Annotated in this window: 14 protein-coding genes; 1 reads left to right on the top strand and 13 read right to left on the bottom strand. The window is 38.5% G+C overall.

Features of this window, described 5'->3' with window-relative positions; translation table 11 throughout:
* The 9 genes from C6H22_RS05370 to C6H22_RS05335 form a co-directional block, all read right to left on the bottom strand.
* Positions 1-2,735 (bottom strand): RecB-like helicase (locus C6H22_RS05370; RefSeq protein ID WP_104694307.1); only part of this gene is annotated, 2,735 nt, incomplete at its 3' end.
* Positions 2,736-2,737: 2 nt separating this feature from the next.
* Positions 2,738-3,703, bottom strand: coding sequence for a DUF2156 domain-containing protein (locus C6H22_RS05365; protein ID WP_104694306.1), 966 nt, complete (start codon positions 3,701-3,703; stop codon positions 2,738-2,740).
* 18 nt (positions 3,704-3,721) lie between these two features.
* Complete coding sequence (gene pheA / locus C6H22_RS05360; RefSeq protein ID WP_104694305.1) at positions 3,722-4,831, bottom strand: prephenate dehydratase; 1,110 nt, start codon at positions 4,829-4,831, stop codon at positions 3,722-3,724.
* Position 4,832: 1 nt separating this feature from the next.
* Positions 4,833-6,149, bottom strand: coding sequence for a diaminopimelate decarboxylase (gene lysA / locus C6H22_RS05355; protein ID WP_104694304.1), 1,317 nt, complete (start codon positions 6,147-6,149; stop codon positions 4,833-4,835).
* Positions 6,150-6,232: 83 nt separating this feature from the next.
* A complete protein-coding gene (locus C6H22_RS09175; protein WP_382275444.1) occupies positions 6,233-6,349 on the bottom strand; it encodes a hypothetical protein in 117 nt (38 codons plus the stop codon).
* Positions 6,350-6,466: 117 nt separating this feature from the next.
* Entirely contained in the window at positions 6,467-6,592 is a 126-nt protein-coding gene (locus C6H22_RS09015) for a hypothetical protein (RefSeq protein ID WP_267892029.1), read from the bottom strand.
* Positions 6,593-6,612: 20 nt separating this feature from the next.
* Positions 6,613-6,837, bottom strand: a complete 225-nt coding sequence (locus C6H22_RS05345; RefSeq protein ID WP_104694302.1) for a hypothetical protein — start codon at positions 6,835-6,837, stop codon at positions 6,613-6,615.
* Between the two features lie 59 nt (positions 6,838-6,896).
* Positions 6,897-9,089 carry an AAA family ATPase gene (locus C6H22_RS05340; protein WP_104694301.1) on the bottom strand — a complete coding sequence of 731 codons (2,193 nt, stop codon included), beginning with the start codon at positions 9,087-9,089 and terminating at the stop codon, positions 6,897-6,899.
* Between the two features lie 9 nt (positions 9,090-9,098).
* Positions 9,099-9,395 (bottom strand): ATP-dependent Clp protease adaptor ClpS, encoded by a 297-nt coding sequence (locus C6H22_RS05335; protein WP_104694300.1) that lies wholly within the window; start codon positions 9,393-9,395, stop codon positions 9,099-9,101.
* An 85-nt stretch (positions 9,396-9,480) separates the two neighbouring features.
* Here C6H22_RS05335 and C6H22_RS05330 point away from each other — a divergent pair, with 85 nt between their 5' ends.
* The gene (locus C6H22_RS05330; protein ID WP_104694299.1) at positions 9,481-10,083 is read left to right on the top strand and encodes a DJ-1 family glyoxalase III; all 603 of its coding nucleotides are present in this window, start codon (positions 9,481-9,483) and stop codon (positions 10,081-10,083) included.
* 79 nt (positions 10,084-10,162) lie between these two features.
* Here the strand turns inward: C6H22_RS05330 and fusA are convergent, their stop codons facing one another.
* From fusA to rpoC, 4 genes are all read right to left on the bottom strand, one after another.
* Positions 10,163-12,241 carry an elongation factor G gene (fusA, locus tag C6H22_RS05325; RefSeq protein ID WP_104694298.1) on the bottom strand — a complete coding sequence of 693 codons (2,079 nt, stop codon included), beginning with the start codon at positions 12,239-12,241 and terminating at the stop codon, positions 10,163-10,165.
* A 20-nt stretch (positions 12,242-12,261) separates the two neighbouring features.
* Positions 12,262-12,729 (bottom strand): 30S ribosomal protein S7, encoded by a 468-nt coding sequence (gene rpsG / locus C6H22_RS05320; RefSeq protein ID WP_095627519.1) that lies wholly within the window; start codon positions 12,727-12,729, stop codon positions 12,262-12,264.
* Between the two features lie 21 nt (positions 12,730-12,750).
* The gene (gene rpsL / locus C6H22_RS05315) at positions 12,751-13,140 is read right to left on the bottom strand and encodes a 30S ribosomal protein S12 (RefSeq protein WP_095627520.1); all 390 of its coding nucleotides are present in this window, start codon (positions 13,138-13,140) and stop codon (positions 12,751-12,753) included.
* Positions 13,141-13,220: 80 nt separating this feature from the next.
* On the bottom strand, positions 13,221-19,620 hold a 6,400-nt coding region (gene rpoC / locus C6H22_RS05310), incomplete at its 5' end, for a DNA-directed RNA polymerase subunit beta' (RefSeq protein WP_104694297.1).

Here is a 19,620-nt window from a genome sequence, read left to right as displayed (position 1 = left end):
TAACCCCTTGTAGGCTTACCACTTAGCATACCCAAAAATTCTACATATTCTTTGACCTGCGTAAAATGCTCATCTCTTGGAAGATGGGAACTTTTGTAATCTAACACGATAAGCTCATTATCATCTTGCAAAATAGCATCCACCCTAAAAAATCTTCCATTATGCAAATATGATACCTCCGTATGCACCTTGTGAGATGTGTAGAGTTCCATAAATTCTTGATTATGGATTGCACGCAAAAATGTATCTTGCACTACTTGTAGTGTATGTTGCGGAAGCACAAAGCCATAGAGATTGTGCGCGATATGTTGCATCTGTTCTTGATCTTGTGGTGTGCATTGTTTCCCCAACAAATACTCAAAATAACTATGCAATGCCTTCCCAAAGAGGATAGATTCTATAGAAAATTCTTGTGGCTCATTATCAGATTCTATACGCATAAAATCCCCTTGTCTTCCAAACTTTGGAAGTGGCGTATAAGGATTTTTTAGCACTTGTGTTTGTTTGGGTGTATGTGGCGTAATCTCATTAGATTTTAAACTCCCTTGTGTGCAAGGCATAAGATTTAGGCGCTCAAAACGCGATTTGGCACTTTTGGCTACGACAATAAGGCTTTGTTTTGCACGCGTAAAAGCAACATAGAGTTGATTAAGGCTTTCCATCTCATCTAGCGTATTTTTGGCATCCCTGGCGGTTTTATAAGCACTATCAATATTTTCTCGCCCACCATATGCATAATACGCATTAACCAAATTAATACCTTTGTATTCATACACAATCTTGCTATATGATGTGCCAAGCTTCATTTTTAGCGAATCACTGACAATAAGGTGTTTAAACTCTAATCCCTTAGATTTATGGATAGTCATAATCCTAATGCCATAAGAGCTTTCTTTTGGTGCATTGACTTCAAGTAACTCATAGGCTTGAAGAAAATCTTGTATGCTTTCATACTCACACGTCTGCTCCAAAAACCGCATACTTGCTGCACATCCTAAGTGTAAAGATTCTATAACTTCATAAACATATTGTGCGCAATTAGTCACGGAGGTAGGAAGTGGTGGATTCCAAAACAATTCCTTGCCCAAAAGTTTAGCTATATTGTATGCATAGAGTATATTTTGCGTATGAGCATAATACAAGGCATTGATAAGCACATTGCACGGAAAAGTATCAAAGAAATTTTGTGAGGTTTCGACAATAATTTGCAAACTAGGATCGCGAAATTTGAGAAAATCGCGCAACATTTCGACTTCTTGATTTGTAAAGGTCACAATCGTAATTTCATCGAGCTTAGCGCCATGTTCTAATAATTCGCACACACTTTGATATATAATCTCACATACCTCATCACTCATTGCTTGTGAATCTTGTGTGTTTGTAAATCGCACCGACACAAAGCCTTGTGAATCTTGGTTTTTAAGCTTTTGGGGGATATAACTTGCCCCATATTGTGTGCCAAAAATCGTATTAATAAACTCCAGCACATATTTACTTGACCGATAATTATAGGCTAACTCATCGACCTTAAGTCTTTGCACCATTGTGTCAAATACCTCGCTAAAACCTCCTCTAAAGCCATAAATACCTTGTTTTGTATCGCCTACCATAAACACACTACGATCTTGGATTCTTCCACTACCAGAGAGGATCTCTTCAATCAATGGCAAGAGGATTTGGTATTGCACAACACTTGTGTCTTGAAACTCATCAAGTAAAATATGCATAATCTTATCATCAAGCCGAAAATAAAAAAATGCACGATCGTGATGAGCGTATAATAACTCCAAAACCTTATATGTAATATCATAATAATTCAAAATATTTGTCTGACTAAGATAGGTATTTTTTATGGTTCTAAATTTTGCAATATATAAAAACACACGCGAAAAAATCTCATTTTCCTTGCAAGAAAAATATTGTCTAAGTAGCTCTCGCAACACTTCAAATTCTGAATCTAGGAATTGAATCTTTAATTTTTTAAAATAATGATATTGTGAGCCATCAATCACCCATTTTTTGGTAGCAAGAGTTTCTATCTTTGTGTCTGCAAAAGCATTAATGCCACTTTGGCTAATCCCCTCGATATTCGTAATTTTTGCCTGCAAAAAGGCGACTTTAGATTCTATGGCTTGTGTGATTTGCTTTAGTGGCGTGTTTAGGGTGAAACGTGAAAAAACTTCCTCTAGCTCATCATAATGCCACAAAATATCCAAAAAATTCAGGATCTTTTGGTTTGTGGCAAAATATTGATCGCAAAATCGCACAAAATCGCGTAATTCATTTGGACTAAAAGATTGTAAAAATCGCTCATAAATCTCTTTTTGTGTATATCTACCAATCCTAAAATCACTTGCCACACCCACATACCAGCAAAACTTTTGCAAAATCGTATAAAAGAATGAATCTATTGTTGTAATACGCGTATGTGTTTGATTAAATTCATCATAAATGCGTGCAATGTGTTGCTGTATGAAGCTTTGGGTAATACCATTTTTTTGGAGTTCTTTAAAAAATACATTGTCTGTAAGTGTGTTATTTTGTGTGTCTTGGAGGAGATTCTTTAGGCTTTGGGAGATTCTATGACGCATCTCATGCGAGGCTTTGTTGGTAAAAGTGAGCGTTAAAATCTCATAAGGCTTAGCACCCTTACACAATAAATACACATAGCGCAAAGCTAGGGCAAAAGTCTTGCCACTACCAGCAGAAGCCCTAAGTGCTAGATACTGCTCCACATCTATCCTTGTATGATAACCCTAAATTTTTCAAGCAAAAATGCAGGTTGATAGCTTTGCTTTGCTTTGCGTAGTCCCTCTATTCCCAAATCTTCTTCGCGATTGACCCACACACAATCACTAAAACAATGCTGTAACACTTGCTGATTGATAGCTTGATAGATTCCGCGGTATTGTGAATCTGCTTTTTCAACATGCATAACAGCAACCTTGCCAGATTTGTTTATATAAGATTCTCCGCTTGATAGCTGCGTAAGATCACCTTGTTCGTACGCCAAATGACACGTAAGCACTTCACCAAAGCTAAATGCCCCAACTTTTCCATCAATAAAAATCACACCACCCCGTAACCCTAGATTTTCATACGCATTTAGTGCATCTTGTATGCCAAGGTATTCAAATCGTAAGCCATCACTTTTATTTGGATTCGCCCCAAACCACTTCTCATATGCCTCAAGAATTGCAGGGATATTATGCACACTAATTTTCTCAAACACAAAATTACCATATTCTTGCAAAAAAGCATTTAAATGATTTTTTTTCTTGTGATATTTTCGCCCATTGAGTGCAATAAGCTCTGCCACATCATAGATATAATCAAATTTTTCTCGCACTGCCACGCTCTGCACACCAAAATGTGAATCTATCGCACTAGCTTGCTGTTTACTAAGTGAAGCAAGGTGCAATCCAAAGCCAAGTGCTTGATAATGCGTCTTTAATACTTCTAAAACATGCAATGCGTGGGGAGTAGAAGATGCGCCTATAGGAAAAAATACAAAAGGCTCACTACCTTGATAGCAGGTTTGAATGATCAGCGTACCTTCCACCACCGCATAGTGTATCTCTCGCGCATGACGCCACATAAAACAATTTGTAAAATTCATATCAGAAAGCGCGATATTATCTTGCATCATATATTGCCCAAAAATCTCTTGCGCATCTAAAGCAATGGGTGAAAACTCAATCATTTCCTCACCTTTATCATCTCACTCAAAATCAAACCCTGCAACATAGCTCCCAAGCCACTTTAATTCTTCTTTGCGCTTTGCAAAAAGTGCTTGGATATTTTCATCAAGATAGTGTCCCTTAAAATCGATAAAAAAGCCAAAGGCAAAACTATGCTTGGACTTAATAGGGCGAGAATCTATTTTTGTTAAATTAATACCAAAATGTTTAAAATCCTCCAACAACCCAAAGAGTGCAGCCGTTTCCTTATAGTTTCGTAAAGTCGCAAACACAGAAGTTTTGTCATTACCACTCGGCGCATTGACAAAATCACTCACCACCACAAAGCGTGTGCGATTATCGTGGGTATCCTCAATATTTTCAAACATTATAGGGATCTCATACAACTTAGCAGCAACTTTGGAGCAAATCGCCGCACTCTGTGGATCCTCACTTGCAATTTGCGCAGCTTTAGCCGTCGAATCTACGGAGATAAACTCCAATTCATCTAAATTATGTGATTTCAAAAACTCGCTACATTGCCCAAATGCTATATCTTTGGAATAGATTCTGCGAAGTTGGCTTAAATGCTCACATCTAGAAATAAAGCTATGATGAATAGGAAGCACCAATTCTGTAATAATCTTTAAATCAGAGCTATTTAAATGATCTATAGTGGCACCAACTACACCATTTGTATTATTTTCGATAGGCACAACACCATACTTCACGCGTTTTTGCTCAAGTGCCTTAAACACCGCTGGAATAGTATTTAGCGCGATATACTCACTCATCGCACCAAATCTCTCTCGTGCTGCTTGATGTGTATAACTCCCAATAGGACCCAAAAATGCGACTTTTTGGCGCATTTCAAGATTGCGAGAAATCGCAAAAATCTCTTGATAAATCGCACTCACTGCCTTTTTGTCCAAAAAATCCTCATCTCCAAGCTCTGCACTCAAACGCTCAACAATCGCTATCTCGCGCTCTGGGCGATAGATAGAACTACCGCTTTGGTGCTTTTGCACCCCTACTTGATGCACAAGCTTCATACGATCTTTGAGTAATTGTAAAATCTGTGTATCAACCTCATCAATACTCTTGCGTAATGTATGCAAATGCTTATCATCATTGACATTGTGTTGTGCCATGTTATCGCCCACTTTCTAGAGAATCTACTACCAACCTGCGCCTCTTATCTAAGATTTCCAACTCATCAGCAACCATAGCTTCAAAACGATCGGCAGGTTTAATAAGAAAATCTTTGTTATCTAACACTCCTACTTCTGGGGCTCGTGCCCTTGTGTTATAAGTGTGTGCCATGCTATAGCCATATGCTCCGGCATTTGCAAATGCAATAATATCACCATGTGCCAAAGGTGGCAACTCAACATTTTTTGCTAAAAAATCACTAGATTCACAAATTGCCCCAACAACATCAGCTCGTGAAAAAGTTTGTGTAGAGGTAGTTTGTAGCGATGCTTCTTGCGATTCTTGGCATACTGCACCATCTTTTTGCACAATCTGTATAGTATGGATAGCATCATAAAGGGCTGGACGCATAAGATCATTCATCGCGGCATCAACAATAACAAAACGCTTGTGTCCATTATCTTTTTCATAAAGCACACTACTCACAAGCACGCCACTTTTACCCACGATATATCTACCTGGCTCACAAATAATAGTCACATCAAGTCCACGTAATGCATCTAAAATCACCTGTGCATAATCATATAATGAAATCTCACACTCATCTGTATAGCGAATACCTACACCACCGCCTACATCAAAAAAGCGAATATCAATCTTGAGTGCCAAAAGGCTATGAGTAAGCTCGGCAATTTTTTTGGCACCCTGCTTAATGGGATCTAAATCCGTGAGTTGTGAACCTATATGAAAATGTATGCCTATCGGCTCTACGTGGGGAGAATTTTTGGCAAAAATATACATTTGCTTGGCACTTTGAATATCTACGCCAAATTTATTTTCATGTAAGCCTGTGGAAATATAAGGATGTGTTTTAGCATCGATGTTGGGATTAACACGCACAGAGATTCTCGCCACTACGCCCAAATCTTTGGCAATAGATTCTATACGCTCTAATTCTACCTTGCTTTCGACATTTAAAAACAAAATATCACTCATCAATGCCTCGCGTATTTCCTCATCACGCTTACCCACGCCACTATAAATAATCTTATACTTAGGGATTCCTGCCATAATTGCGCGTCGCACTTCACCGATAGACACACAATCCGCACCTGAACCAAGCTTAGCAAGATGATTAATGATACTAAGATTAGAGTTTGCCTTTAGGGCGTAACAAATAAGAGACTTGCGTGCCTTAAAAGCGTTCTTAAAGGCTTCAAATTGCGTGGTAATGGATTGAAAATCATATACATACAAAGGCGTGCCATATTGTTTCGCACAATGTGCAAGTAAGGCATTATCTAGGGAATTATCCATAATTGTTAGGGCTCCATAGGGGTTTTGATAAGCGGTTATTCTAACCACATAGCTTTAAAATAGCCTTAATCATAAGAAAATACCTACTCATCATATATCCTTAAAAATCTCGTGTGTTTGGGAATGCCATTTTTGCTAAAACCTGTGTATTGATAGGTAATAATAGCACCTATTTTTGGAGGATTGGTGCGCAAAAGCATCGACATATGTATCAAAAGCAGTTTTGTCTTGGACCCATATAGCGTGCTGTGCGGTAAGATGTGTATTTGGTGGATTATGTGTATCTATAAATTTTCTCACCTCTTCCAAATGCTCACTCAATGTGCAATCCCTCCCCCTAACTCCGCAACTAAGAAAATCAAAGATAAGATACTGCGCACTAGCCCATTGCTCGCATGTAGTTTGGTATTGACAAGACCTTGAATCTCTTCAAAACTTCCCATATCCTATCCATAATTCTCCATCAAGCCCAAAAGGTGGTAATTGTTGCAAAAAAGCACTGCGGTGCATAAATGAGATTACCTCTCTTGGTTTTTAAATATTTTGAATCCCATACAGCACGAATTCCATCGTATTTTTCACTCACCAAATAACGCACAGAATCTAGAGATTGCTTTTGGTAGATTCTAAACTCTGTAACCTCTAATCCAAAAGCATAACACGCACATACACACAATACCAATAGCACGACACATACCCTTACTCAAACCCAAACTTATCGCAAGTTTCTTGTATCGCATGAAACATTTATGAGTGGGTGAGCACCTGTAAGTGTAGAGCTTGATGTTGTATAGTAATTTTTACCTTGCCACCTTTTTTAAGTTTGCCAAAGAGAATTTCATCGCTAAGTGGTAGCTTAATTTGTGTATCTATCAATCGTCGTATTTCACGAGCACCTAGAGCATTATCCACACTTTGATTTGCTAAGTATTGAAGTACTTTAGAATCTGGCAACAATTCAATATTTTTACTTGCTAGATTCTGATTAAGATCCTCTAGATATTTTTGTGCGATCAAACGATATTCTTCCACGCCAAGAGTGCTAAAATGCACTACTCCATCAAGACGCGATCGAAACTCTGGAGAAAAAAGATATTTAATCGCTCCCTCACTCTTACCCTTATTGTCAGCATTAAACCCTAGCGTGTTGCCTTCCTTGCTTCCAGCATTGCTTGTCATAATCACAATGACATTTTTAAAATCCGCTTTATTACCTGCATTATCTGTCAGACTTGCAGAATCTAGCACCTGTAAAAGCACATTATAAATATCGCTATGTGCCTTTTCAATCTCATCAAGCAACAATACACAATAAGGGTGTTTTCGTATAGAATCTACAAGCAATCCCCCTTGCTCAAATCCCACATAACCTGCCGGCGCCCCAATAAGTCGAGATATGGAATGTGACTCCATATATTCACTCATATCAAATTTTACAAATGCAATTCCTAATGCCTTGGCAAGCTCTATACTAAGCTCTGTTTTCCCTACACCACTTGGTCCTGCAAATACAAAACTTCCAATAGGCTTATTAGATTCACCTAAACCAGCTTTATTTTTCTTGATGACACGCACAACTTCTGTAATTGCCTTATCTTGTGAAAAAATGCGTTTTTTTAGCATTTTTTCTAAATTTTTAAGCACTTTGCTTTCATCACGATTGACTTGCGTTTTTGGGATATGCACACTCTTTGAGATAATGAGTTCAATATCTTTTAGTTTGATGACAGGAATAGAATCTATGGCATTTATCTTAAAATATGCACCACTTTCATCAAGCAAATCAATCGCTTTATCGGGCAAAAACCTATCTGTAATATAACGATGAGAGAGATCTACACAAGCTTGTAATGCAGATTCTGTATATTTGACATTATGAAACTTTTCATAAATGGGCTTTAAGCCCTCTAAAATTTTATAGCAATCTTCCACACTGGGTTCTTTAACCTCTACCTTACAAAAACGCCTCAAAAGCGCTTTGTCTTTATCAAAAGTCTGCTTAAATTCATTAAAAGTTGTCGCACCAATGCAACGCAAAGATCCATTAGCCAAAGCGGGTTTAAGGAGATTAGAGGCATCAAGACTTGAGCTATTTGCTGCACCCGCGCCTACAATGGTGTGTATCTCATCAATAAACACGATACTATTTGGAATTGCTTCAAGTTCAGTTAGCACACCCTTAAGGCGTTTTTCAAAATCGCCACGATATTTACTTCCAGACACCATAGCAGCAAGATCAAGCATAAAAATCTGTGCATTATGCAAGGCTTGTGGCACTCGTTTTTTACTAATCTCTAATGCTAATCCTTCGGCTATTGCGCTCTTACCCACTCCAGATTCACCAATAAGCACGGGGTTATTTTTTTTGCGCCTACATAAAATCTCACTAATACGCAAAATCTCCTCGCTACGCCCAATGATAGGATCAATTTTCCCATCGATAGCGACTTGTGTGAGATTTTTGGCAAATTGTGCAAGATAACTTGCTTGTTTTTGTTCACCATTATCGGCTTTTTGCTCTTGTTTTTGTGTCAGATACGTCAGCACAGAATATCGATCAATGCCTTGAGAATGCAGTATCTTAGCGCTATAACATTGCTTTTCTTCAAGCACTGCAGCAATAAAATCTCCAATATCAGGTTGTTTCTTTCTTCCTTGTGCTTGTAAATGTCCCATCATTAATCCAAAGATTCTCTCCAAAGATGGTGTATGTATAGGCATATCATCAAGTTTTTGAGCACTTGGAATGTAGCGTTTAAGATATGCATAAGTGATACTCGCCATTTCACTCACATTGCCACCAAACTTCCCCAAAAACTCGCTACCTTCTTTACTATATAAAAGTGCCAAAAAAATATGTTCTGTTGTCAAAATATTATGTTGCATTTCTTTTGCAATTTCTGTTGCTTCACTAATAATAAGAGGTAAATTATGTGTCATTACATGCCTTTAAAGTTGTTTTGTTTCTACGCGAAGTGGATAGCCATTTTCTTTTGCCAAATCAAGAGTAATCTTTGCCTTTAATTCAGCTATATCATAAGGATATATGCCACATATCCCAGAACCTTCTTTGTGGATTTTTAGCATAATCTCTACTGCCTCATCGTTACTTTTTTCAAAAATTTGCACCAACACACTCACAACAAAATCCATCGCTGTCCAATCATCATTCAATAGTATAACTTGATATAGCGTTGGTTCTTCGAGTGCAATATCTGTAGCGCTTTCTTGGATTGTTTGTGGCATACTTTAGGCTCTCTCCTAAATTTTTAGACCATTTTACCAAACTTTGTATAATGTCGCATTCCTACACACATAGAAAGGAGATTATATGAAAAAAGTTATTGTGCCAATTGCAAAAGGGTTTGAAGAAATTGAGCTTATAAGCATTGTGGATATTTTACGCCGAGTCCAAATCCCAATAGAAATTCTCTCACTAGAATCTCACAAAAAAGTTGTAGGCGCACATAATATTACACTATACACAGATGATATACTTGAAAGTAAAAGCTACCAAGATTATGCGTGCATTGCGCTTGCAGGTGGCTATGAAAATATGCAACGCATGTGTCAACACCATCAGTTAGGAGAGATTCTCACAGATTTTTATCAACAACATAAGCTTATTGCTGCTCTATGTGCCTCTCCTATTGTTTTGGCACATTTTGGTGTGTTAAAGAATAATTTTACCTGTTATCCATCATGCCAACATGAAGTGCGAGATAAAACTAGAACTTCAAACTTTATACATCAGAATGTATATTTTGAAGATCATATTCTCACCTCTCAAGGACCAGCGACAGCTATGGAGTTTGCACTCACACTTGCAGATATTGTATTAACACAAGATTTTACCACATATCAAATGCATCAGACATTTCAAAATACACAGGTTCAAAAAGTAGCAGAGGGATTGTTATATCACACACAATAACTAACTAGACAAACAGGATACATCTCTAATCCTTTTGCAAGCTTTAGAGATGTCATGAGTCAAAGATGCATAAGAGAATCTAGGAATTGCGTTTCTCCATAATCTCTTTAGCAATATTATTAGGAACTTCTCCATAATGGTCAAATTCCATTGTATAAGTACCGCGCCCTTGTGTTGCAGAACGCAAATCCGTAGAGTATCCAAACATTTCAGCCAATGGTACAAAAGCATTCACAATTTTAAGTCCCATGCGATCATCCATAGAATTTATTTGTCCTCTTCTACGATTTAAATCCCCTATCACATCACCCATATATTCTTCTGGAACTTCCACTTCTACTTTCATAAGTGGCTCTAACAACACTGCATTAGCCTTCCTACACGCATCTTTAAATGCAATAGATCCAGCAATCTTAAATGCCATTTCCGAAGAATCCACTTCGTGATAACTTCCATCATATAATGTAACTTTGAAATCCACCACAGGATACCCTGCTAAAACACCATTTTGCATAGCTTCTTGGATACCCTTATCCACAGCAGGGATATATTCTTTTGGAATCACACCACCACTGATATTATTTATGAATTCATATCCACTACCAGGCTCTTTTGGCTCCAAGCGAATAAAGACATGTCCATATTGTCCCCTACCACCAGATTGTTTAGCATATTTGCATTCTTGCTCAACTGCACTACGCACTGTCTCTCTAAATGCAACTTGAGGTTGCCCTACTTCCGCTTCAACCTTGAATTCTCTTTTTAATCTATCAACAATAATCTCTAGATGTAATTCTCCCATACCACCAATGAGAGTCTGCCCTGTTTCTTCTTGTGTGCTTACTCTAAAGCTTGGATCTTCTTCAGCAAGCTTCCCTAAAGCAATGGACATTTTTTCTTGGTCTGCCTTTGTCTTCGGTTCAACTGCAATTTGAATCACTGGCTCTGGAAATTCCATTCTCTCCAAAATAACCGGCTCTTTTTCATCACACAATGTATCCCCAGTAAGTGTGTCTTTTAAGCCCACAAAGGCACAAATCTCACCGGCATAAATTTCTTTAATGTCTTCTCGCTTATTTGAATGCATTTTTAAAAGTCTACCAACACGCTCTTTTTTACCTTTGGTAGAGTTTAATACATAGCTTCCAGATTCTAACATACCTCTATAAGCACGCACGAATGTAAGTTGTCCCACAAATGGATCGGTCATAATCTTAAATGCTAGACCAGCAAACGCACCTTTGTCACTAGATTCTACACTAATCTCACTCTCATCTTTAGGATTAATACCCCTAATTTCTGCAACCTCTGTAGGTGCAGGAAGAAAATCTACCACTGCATCTAAAAGTGTTTGTACACCTTTATTTTTAAAGCTAGAACCACAAAGCATAGGAATGAGACTCATATTAAGACAACCAGCTTTAATACCTTTTTTAATTTCCTCAATACTAAGTTCCTCGCCACCAAGATATTTTTCCATCAGCACTTCATCTTGCTCTGCCACAGATTCAAGAAGTTTTTCGCGATACTCCTGTGCCTTATCCATAAGATCTGCTGGAATATCTTCTATGTCATATTTAGCACCCATAGATTCATCATTCCAAACAATGGCTTTCATGCCAATAAGATCCACTACACCCTTAAAATTTTCTTCTGCTCCAATTGGTATATTAACCGGTACTGGATTAGCCTTTAAACGTTGTTTAATCTGTGTTTCAACATTATAGAAATTTGCTCCAATTCTATCCATTTTGTTGACAAACACCATTCTTGGCACACCATATTTATTGGCTTGTCTCCAAACGGTTTCACTTTGTGGTTGCACACCACCTACAGAACAAAACACTGCTACAGCACCATCCAACACACGCATAGATCGTTCTACTTCAATGGTAAAATCCACGTGTCCGGGAGTATCAATAAGATTTATTTGATAATCTTTCCAAAAACAAGTCGTTGCAGCAGAAGTAATAGTAATACCTCTTTCTTTTTCCTGTTCCATCCAGTCCATTGTCGCAGCACCATCATGCACTTCACCAATTTTGTGGCTAACCCCAGTATAAAACAAGATTCGCTCTGAAGTTGTTGTCTTACCGGCGTCAATATGCGCCGCAATACCTATATTTCTAATTCTATTTAGTGGAGTTTGTCTCGCCATATCTAGTCCTTAAACTCATATTACCAACGATAATGTGCAAATGCTTTATTGGCTTCTGCCATTTTATGCACATCTTCTCTTTTCTTAAATGCAGCGCCTCTATCATTAACTGCATCCATCAATTCGTTTGCCAATCTTTCTACCATAGTGCGTTCATTACGCTTCCTTGTAGCTTCTAAAATCCATCGGATAGAAAGTGATTGCTGTCTAGCAGGGCGAACTTCTACTGGCACTTGATATGTAGCACCACCCACTCTACGACTACGCACTTCTACAAGTGGTTTGACTTTTTCCAAAGCTTTTTCAAAAACCTCAATTCCTTTTTCACCACTTTTTTCTTCAATTTTATCAAAAGCGGCATAGATGATTTTTTCACTCACACTTTTCTTACCATCGTACATCATTTTGTTAATAAACTTTGTTACTACTTTGTTATTATAGATAGGATCGCCCAAAACCTCTCTAACAGGAGCTTTTCTTCTTCTCATATAAAACCTTCCTTAAGTGATTTATTTTTTATCAGCGCCACTCTTGGCTTTTTTTGCACCATACTTACTGCGCGAAACAGTTCTCTTGGCAACACCCGCTGTATCCAAAGCACCACGAACGATATGATATTTCACACCAGGTAAGTCTTTTACACGACCACCACGCACAAGCACAATAGAGTGCTCTTGAAGGTTATGCCCCTCCCCTGGTATATAACTAATGACTTCAAACTTAGATGTGAGTTTTACCTTTGCTACTTTTCTAAGTGCAGAGTTTGGTTTTTTTGGAGTAGTTGTATACACACGAGTGCAGACGCCTCTTCTCTGTGGACATTCTAGCAATGCTGGTGACTTAGTTTTTTTAAGAACTTTTTTTCTCTCTTTCCGAATTAACTGATTGATAGTTGGCACGTATATCCTTTCCTAAAGTAATGTAAAAAATGGTGGGATTATAGCCCACCAAAACTTTTATTTATCTTAGAGAGCCAACATTAACTCTCTTTTACCTCATCGATGCTATATTTGAACTTTTTATGGTGGTAAAGACCGGTTCCCACTGGAATCATTCTACCAAGCACAACATTTTCTTTTAGATCATCAAGCGTGTCTGTTTTTGCTGCGATACTTGCTTCTGTCAAGACTTTTGTGGTCTCTTGGAATGATGCCGCTGAAATTACAGAATCACTGCCTATAGCTGCCCTTGTGATACCAAGCAATACCGGTTCCGCAATCGCTGGTTCTCCGCCAAGTTTCAAAATTCGATCATTTTCTTCTTTAAAGTGGCGCTTACTAATCAAATCCCCATCGATAAACTTCGTATCACCACTATCGATAATCTTCACTTGTCGTAACATTTGTGAAACGATAATCTCGATGTGCTTATCAGCGATATTTACACCTTGTCTGCGATAAACTTGTTGCACTTCACTTACGATATATTTGTGTAAAGCTTTCTCACCAGAGATTCGCAAAATATCATGACTTGAAACTACGCCATCTGTCATAGCTTCGCCCGCATGGACAAATTCACCAACACGCACAAGGATTCTCTTATTTTTATCTACAGGGTATTCAGCTACGCGACCATCATCTGCAGTAACAATGATTCTTTCTTTACCCCTTATTGCTTTACCAAAGCTTACAACGCCATCAATTTCTGAAAGTATCGCGATATCCTTTGGCTTTCTTGCTTCAAAAAGTTCTGAAACGCGTGGCAAACCACCGGTAATATCTTTAGATTTTACTAATGCTTTAGGTGTTTTTGCCAAAAGTTCTGCTTCTTCAACCATTGCACCATCTTGGATAGTAATAGTTGTGTTAGATTCTAATGGATAGAAATGCTCCTTACCAGCCTTATCAATTACCACAATAGCAGGCTTTTTATCCGCAGGAATATACTCACTCACAACAGAAATCTTTGTGCCTGTCATCGCATCTTCTTGTTCGTTTACTGTAATGCCAGAAATAATATCTCTATATTCTACCCTACCTGCTACCTCCGCAATCGTTGGGTTGATATAAGAATCCCATTTTGCCACCACAACATTTTCATTATTGACAGGTTCGGCGATGATGCTATCTACATCTACAGCACTATTATCATCGATGAGAATCTTAGAATCTCGTGCAATATAATGGCGCGTAGATTCTCTATCATTCTCATCTGCAATCACTGCAAATACACCTTTTTCATCAATCACCATACCTTTTTTGACATCTCGTTTGCGCTCCAAAGTATCAGAGTTAAGGAAATAATACTTCACAATTCCCTTCTCTTTAGCTTCTATTTTGCAAGCAATTGGAGCATTATCAGCCACTTTAAGCTCACTACCATATGGAATCCTATGTGGCACATTCCAGCTATCTTTGATAATATCCACGATACTACCACCAGCATTTACCTTGTAGCCACTATCATGTGGAATAAGGAGCTTACCATCAACCTTACCAGTAACACCAGCAAGCTCATTTTTCTTGGCAATATCATCTTTTCGCAAATTGTAATGAACTTTATCTTTATCACCAACAATTGTGATAACAACTTCATCATGGACATTTTCGATATGCACGACACCATCAAATGGTGCTTTAATCTTAGGTTCCACAAGCAATACTGCGGCATTACGTCTATTAGCCACAATATGTCTACCCTCTTTGTCTTTAAAGGTTTTAATATTGTAATACCGAATAAAACCTTCTTTATTTGCTATGATCGTATCATCTTCTTGGCTTGTGCTTGCAGTCCCACCAATATGGAAAGTCCTTAGCGTTAGTTGCGTTCCAGGCTCACCGATACTTTGTGCTGCCAATACCCCAACTGCATCGCCAGGTTTTGCCATTTTGGATTCTCCAAGGTTTAACCCATAACACTTAGCACAAACACCCTTTGGCGCCTTACATGTTACAGGAGTGCGAATTGTTACATTTTTCACACCTGCTTCATCTATGCGCAATGCCATCTCTTCATCAATGAGTACACCCTCGCTAAAGAGAATCTCATTTGTAATTGGATCAATCACATCTCGTGCCAACACTCTACCTTGCACACTCTCGCGCAAAGATTCTACAAGCGATCCACCAATGGTAATATCTGAAATCTCAACCCCTTCATGCGTGCCACAATCTTCAATTGTTACCTTAACATTTTGACTCACATCTATAAGTTTTCTTGTCAAATACCCAGCATTTGCTGTCTTAAGCGCAGTATCCGCAAGACCTTTTCTCGCACCATGCGTAGAATTAAAATACTCAAGAACATTTAAGCCCTCTTTAAAGTTTGAGGTAATAGGCGACTCGATAATTGTGCCATCTGGCTTAGTCATCAAGCCACGCATAGCCGAGAGCTGTCGTATCTGTGCTGCACTACCGCGTGCACCAGAATCCGCCATCATATGAATAGAGTTAAAACCTTGTTTATCCTCTTTGATTTTTTGAGCTAGAATTTTACCCATTTCATCACTTGTGCGTGTCCAAATATTAACAATCCTATTATGGCGTTCTTGTGCGGTTATATTTCCTGTATCAAACACTCTTTGCACAGATTGAATACTTGCGCGCGCCTCATCAATCATTGTTTGTTTTTTGTCAGGCGTGATGATATCAGGTGCAGAAATCGAAATACCTGCTTTTGTCGCATACTTAAATCCAAGATTCTTTAAATTATCAAGGAAAGTAGCGGCAATACCTAATCCACCATGCTTATGGACATAATCTACAAGCACACCAATATCTTGTTTTTTGAGCACTTTATTCCAAAGATTAAGTGGCACAAAATCCGGCAAGATAGAACTAACAATCATACGACCTGCGGTAGTTTCTATAATCCTTCGTTCATAAGAAACACGAATCTTAGCATTAATATCTAGCTCTCCTAAATCAATAGCAACCATCACATCTTGTGCATTTGAGAATATTTTATGCTCACCCTTAGCACCCTTTTTCTCTAAAGACAAATAATAAAGTCCCAAAACCATATCTTGGCTAGGAACGGTTACTGCCTTACCACTAGCGGGGAGCAAAATATTCATAGAACTTAACATAAGCACCTTACATTCTGCGATCGCCTCTTGAGAAAGAGGCACATGCACAGCCATTTGGTCACCATCAAAGTCCGCGTTAAACGCTGAACACACAAGCGGATGAAGCTGAATAGCCTTACCATCAATAAGTTTTGGATGGAAAGCTTGGATAGATTGCTTATGTAACGTCGGTGCACGATTTAAAAGCACTGGATAATCCTCGACAATCTCTTGCAAACACTCCCAAACCTCATTATTTTTTTGTGCAATCATTTTGGTTGCTTGTTTAAGATTGGTAGCATAACCTTTTTCTTCAAGTTTTGCGAACAAATGCGGTTTAAACAACTCTAATGCCATATTTTTTGGCAAACCACATTGATCCATACGCAAGTTTGGACCTACGACAATAACACTTCGTCCAGAAAAATCCACACGTTTTCCAAGTAGATTCTGACGGAATCTTCCCTGCTTACCTTTTATATTTTCTGAAAGCGATTTAAGCGGACGCTTATTTGCCCCTTTCACGGCATTTGCATTTCTGCCATTATCAAAGAGTGCATCTACTGCTTCTTGAAGCATACGCTTTTCATTGCGGATAATAATCTCTGGTGAATCTAGCTCGATAAGTCGTTTAAGGCGTTGATTTCTATTGATCACACGACGATACAAATCATTCACATCACTTACTGCAAATTTTCCACCATCGAGTGCCACAAGTGGGCGCAAATCTGGCGGTAGCACAGGAAGCGCAGTGAGAATCATCCATTCTGGACGATTACCAGAGTTAATGAAACTTTCTACAACTTTAAGGCGTTTCACAATAGTCTTCTTCTTAGCCTCAGAGTTTGTAGATCTCGCCTCCTCACGCAATCTCTGTAATAAATCCACCAAATCCAACTGCTCAAGCAAATCTCGCACTGCCTCGGCACCCATTTGTGCTACAAAGCCCTTATCCCCAAAGCGTTGATAAATGTTTTGATATTGTTCTTCATTCAAAACATCATATTTCATGATAGGTTTTGTGCCTTCATTATCATATGATGCCTCACCAGGATCTTTTACAATATATGCTTCATAATACAATACACGCTCAAGATCTTTCATCTTGACACCAAGCAATGTACCTATACGACTTGGCAATGAGCTTACGTACCAAATATGCGCCACAGGTGCTACAAGTTCAATATGTCCCATTCTATAGCGTCTTACTTTAGATTCTGTAACTTCAACACCACATTTTTCACACACCATGCCTTTGTAGCGCATTTTTTTGTATTTTCCGCAAAGACACTCATAATTTCTCACAGGACCAAAAATTTTTGCGCAGAACAATCCATCACGCTCTGGCTTTAGAGTGCGGTAATTGATGGTTTCTGGTTTTTTGACTTCGCCACGACTCCAAGATCGTATGCTCTCTGGACTTGCCAAAACAAGCTGAAATGCGTTAAAATCTTTAGGACGATCATCTTCCTTGATAACCAATGGCTTAGGCATACCACCTTCATCGACTTCATCACCATACACTTTTACATCAAGCACAAGCGATTGAAGTTCTTTTGCCAAAACATAAAATGTTTCTGGAATCTTTGATTCGCCTACACGCTCACCTCTTGTGATAGCTTTGTAAGCATCCTTTCTGCCTTCTGTGTCATCAGATTTGATAGTAAGCATTTCTTTAAGTGTATGAGCTGCACCATAAGCCTCTAATGCCCACACCTCCATTTCACCAAACCTTTGTCCACCAAAAAGTGCCTTACCACCCACTGGCTGTTGGGTTACAAGACTATATGGTCCTGTACTTCGTGCATGCACTTTTTCATCAACAAGATGGTGAAGCTTAAGCATATACATGTATCCCACATTCACACGCTCAATCATCTTTTCACCTGTTCTACCATCATATAGTTCAGTTTTGCCATCCATATCAATTTTTGCAAGCTCAAAAAGCTTATTGAAACGTTCTTGTTCAATGCCTTCAAAAACCGGAATAGCAAATTTTACACCATTGCTCCAATCCTTGGCATATAGTAGCAATTCTTCATCAGAAAGCTTTTTCAAAAATTCTGTAGCAATTGGATTATCGGTATTTACAACCTCAGAGATTTCAAGCATTTTGTTACGCAAATCTTTAATCCATGCTTGGCTTTGTTGCGTGAAAATATCCTCAATCTGCCTACCTAGATTCTTACCTACAAGCCCTAAATGCACTTCAAGAATCTGTCCGATATTCATACGACTTGGCACACCAAGTGGATTTAGAATAATATCCACAGGCTCACCATCTTTGGTATAAGGCATATCTACCAATGACACGATATTAGAAACGATACCTTTGTTTCCATGTCGCCCCGCCATTTTATCGCCCACTTTGAGTTTGCGTTTTGTTGCAATGTAGATTTTTACAAGCTTGACAACGCCACTTGGTAAAATATCATCTTTTTCTAAAATCGAAAGTTTCTCCTCGTGTTCCTCACCCAAAGCTTTCTTTTGTTCTAAGAAGTTTGCTTTGATTTGTTCATATTTCACTTGCATCTCTTTGGAATAACTTTTGATCAATGTATTAAGCGCAAAACGATTAATATTTGCAAGATCTTCTTTAGGAATATTTTGCCCTTGTTTGAATTGTTTATCGCCAATGCTCGCATCACTCACAAGTTTTTGTTTAGAAAGCATTGTAGAGATTCTCACCATCTCTTCTTGGTTTAGCATTGTTAGTCTATCATGATGTTCAATATCTAACACAGATTTTTCTTGTTCATAAGCACTAATGGCTCTTAAATCCTTTTCATAGCCTTTCTTAGTAAAGATTTTTACATCTACCACCACACCTTCTAAAGAAGGAGGGCAATACAAAGATTTATTAACAACATGCCCGGCTTTTTCGCCAAAAATAGCGCGTAACAATCGCTCCTCTGGCGTAGGTTTAACTTCACCTTTTGGTGAGACCTTACCCACCAAAATCATACCCTGAGAAACATATGTCCCAATGCGCACAATACCACTTTCATCAAGATGTGCTATCTCGCTTTCTTTGACACCGGGAATATCTGAAGTAATCTCCTCTGTTCCATGCTTTAATTCACGCGCTTCAATTTCTTTTTCATAAATATGCACAGAGGTAAAGGTATCTTCTTTGATAAGACGCTCACTTACTACAATCGCATCTTCAAAGTTGTATCCATTCCAAGGCATAAAAGCCACGCGAATATTTTTTCCAAGCGCTAACTCACCGCTATCCATACTTGGACCATCAGCAATCACCTGCCCCGCTTGGACACTATCACCTTTTCGCACTATTGGGCGTTGAGAAAAAGATGTATTTTGGTTGGTGCGGAGATTCTTGCAAAGCGAATAATAATCGATATACGCGCCA

Origin of the sequence: Helicobacter equorum (assembly GCF_900198655.1) — a bacterium.
GTDB classification, from domain to species: domain Bacteria; phylum Campylobacterota; class Campylobacteria; order Campylobacterales; family Helicobacteraceae; genus Helicobacter_F; species Helicobacter_F equorum.
Note: the sequence above shows the minus strand (reverse complement) of the source record. Positions and strands in the feature narration are given on the sequence as shown.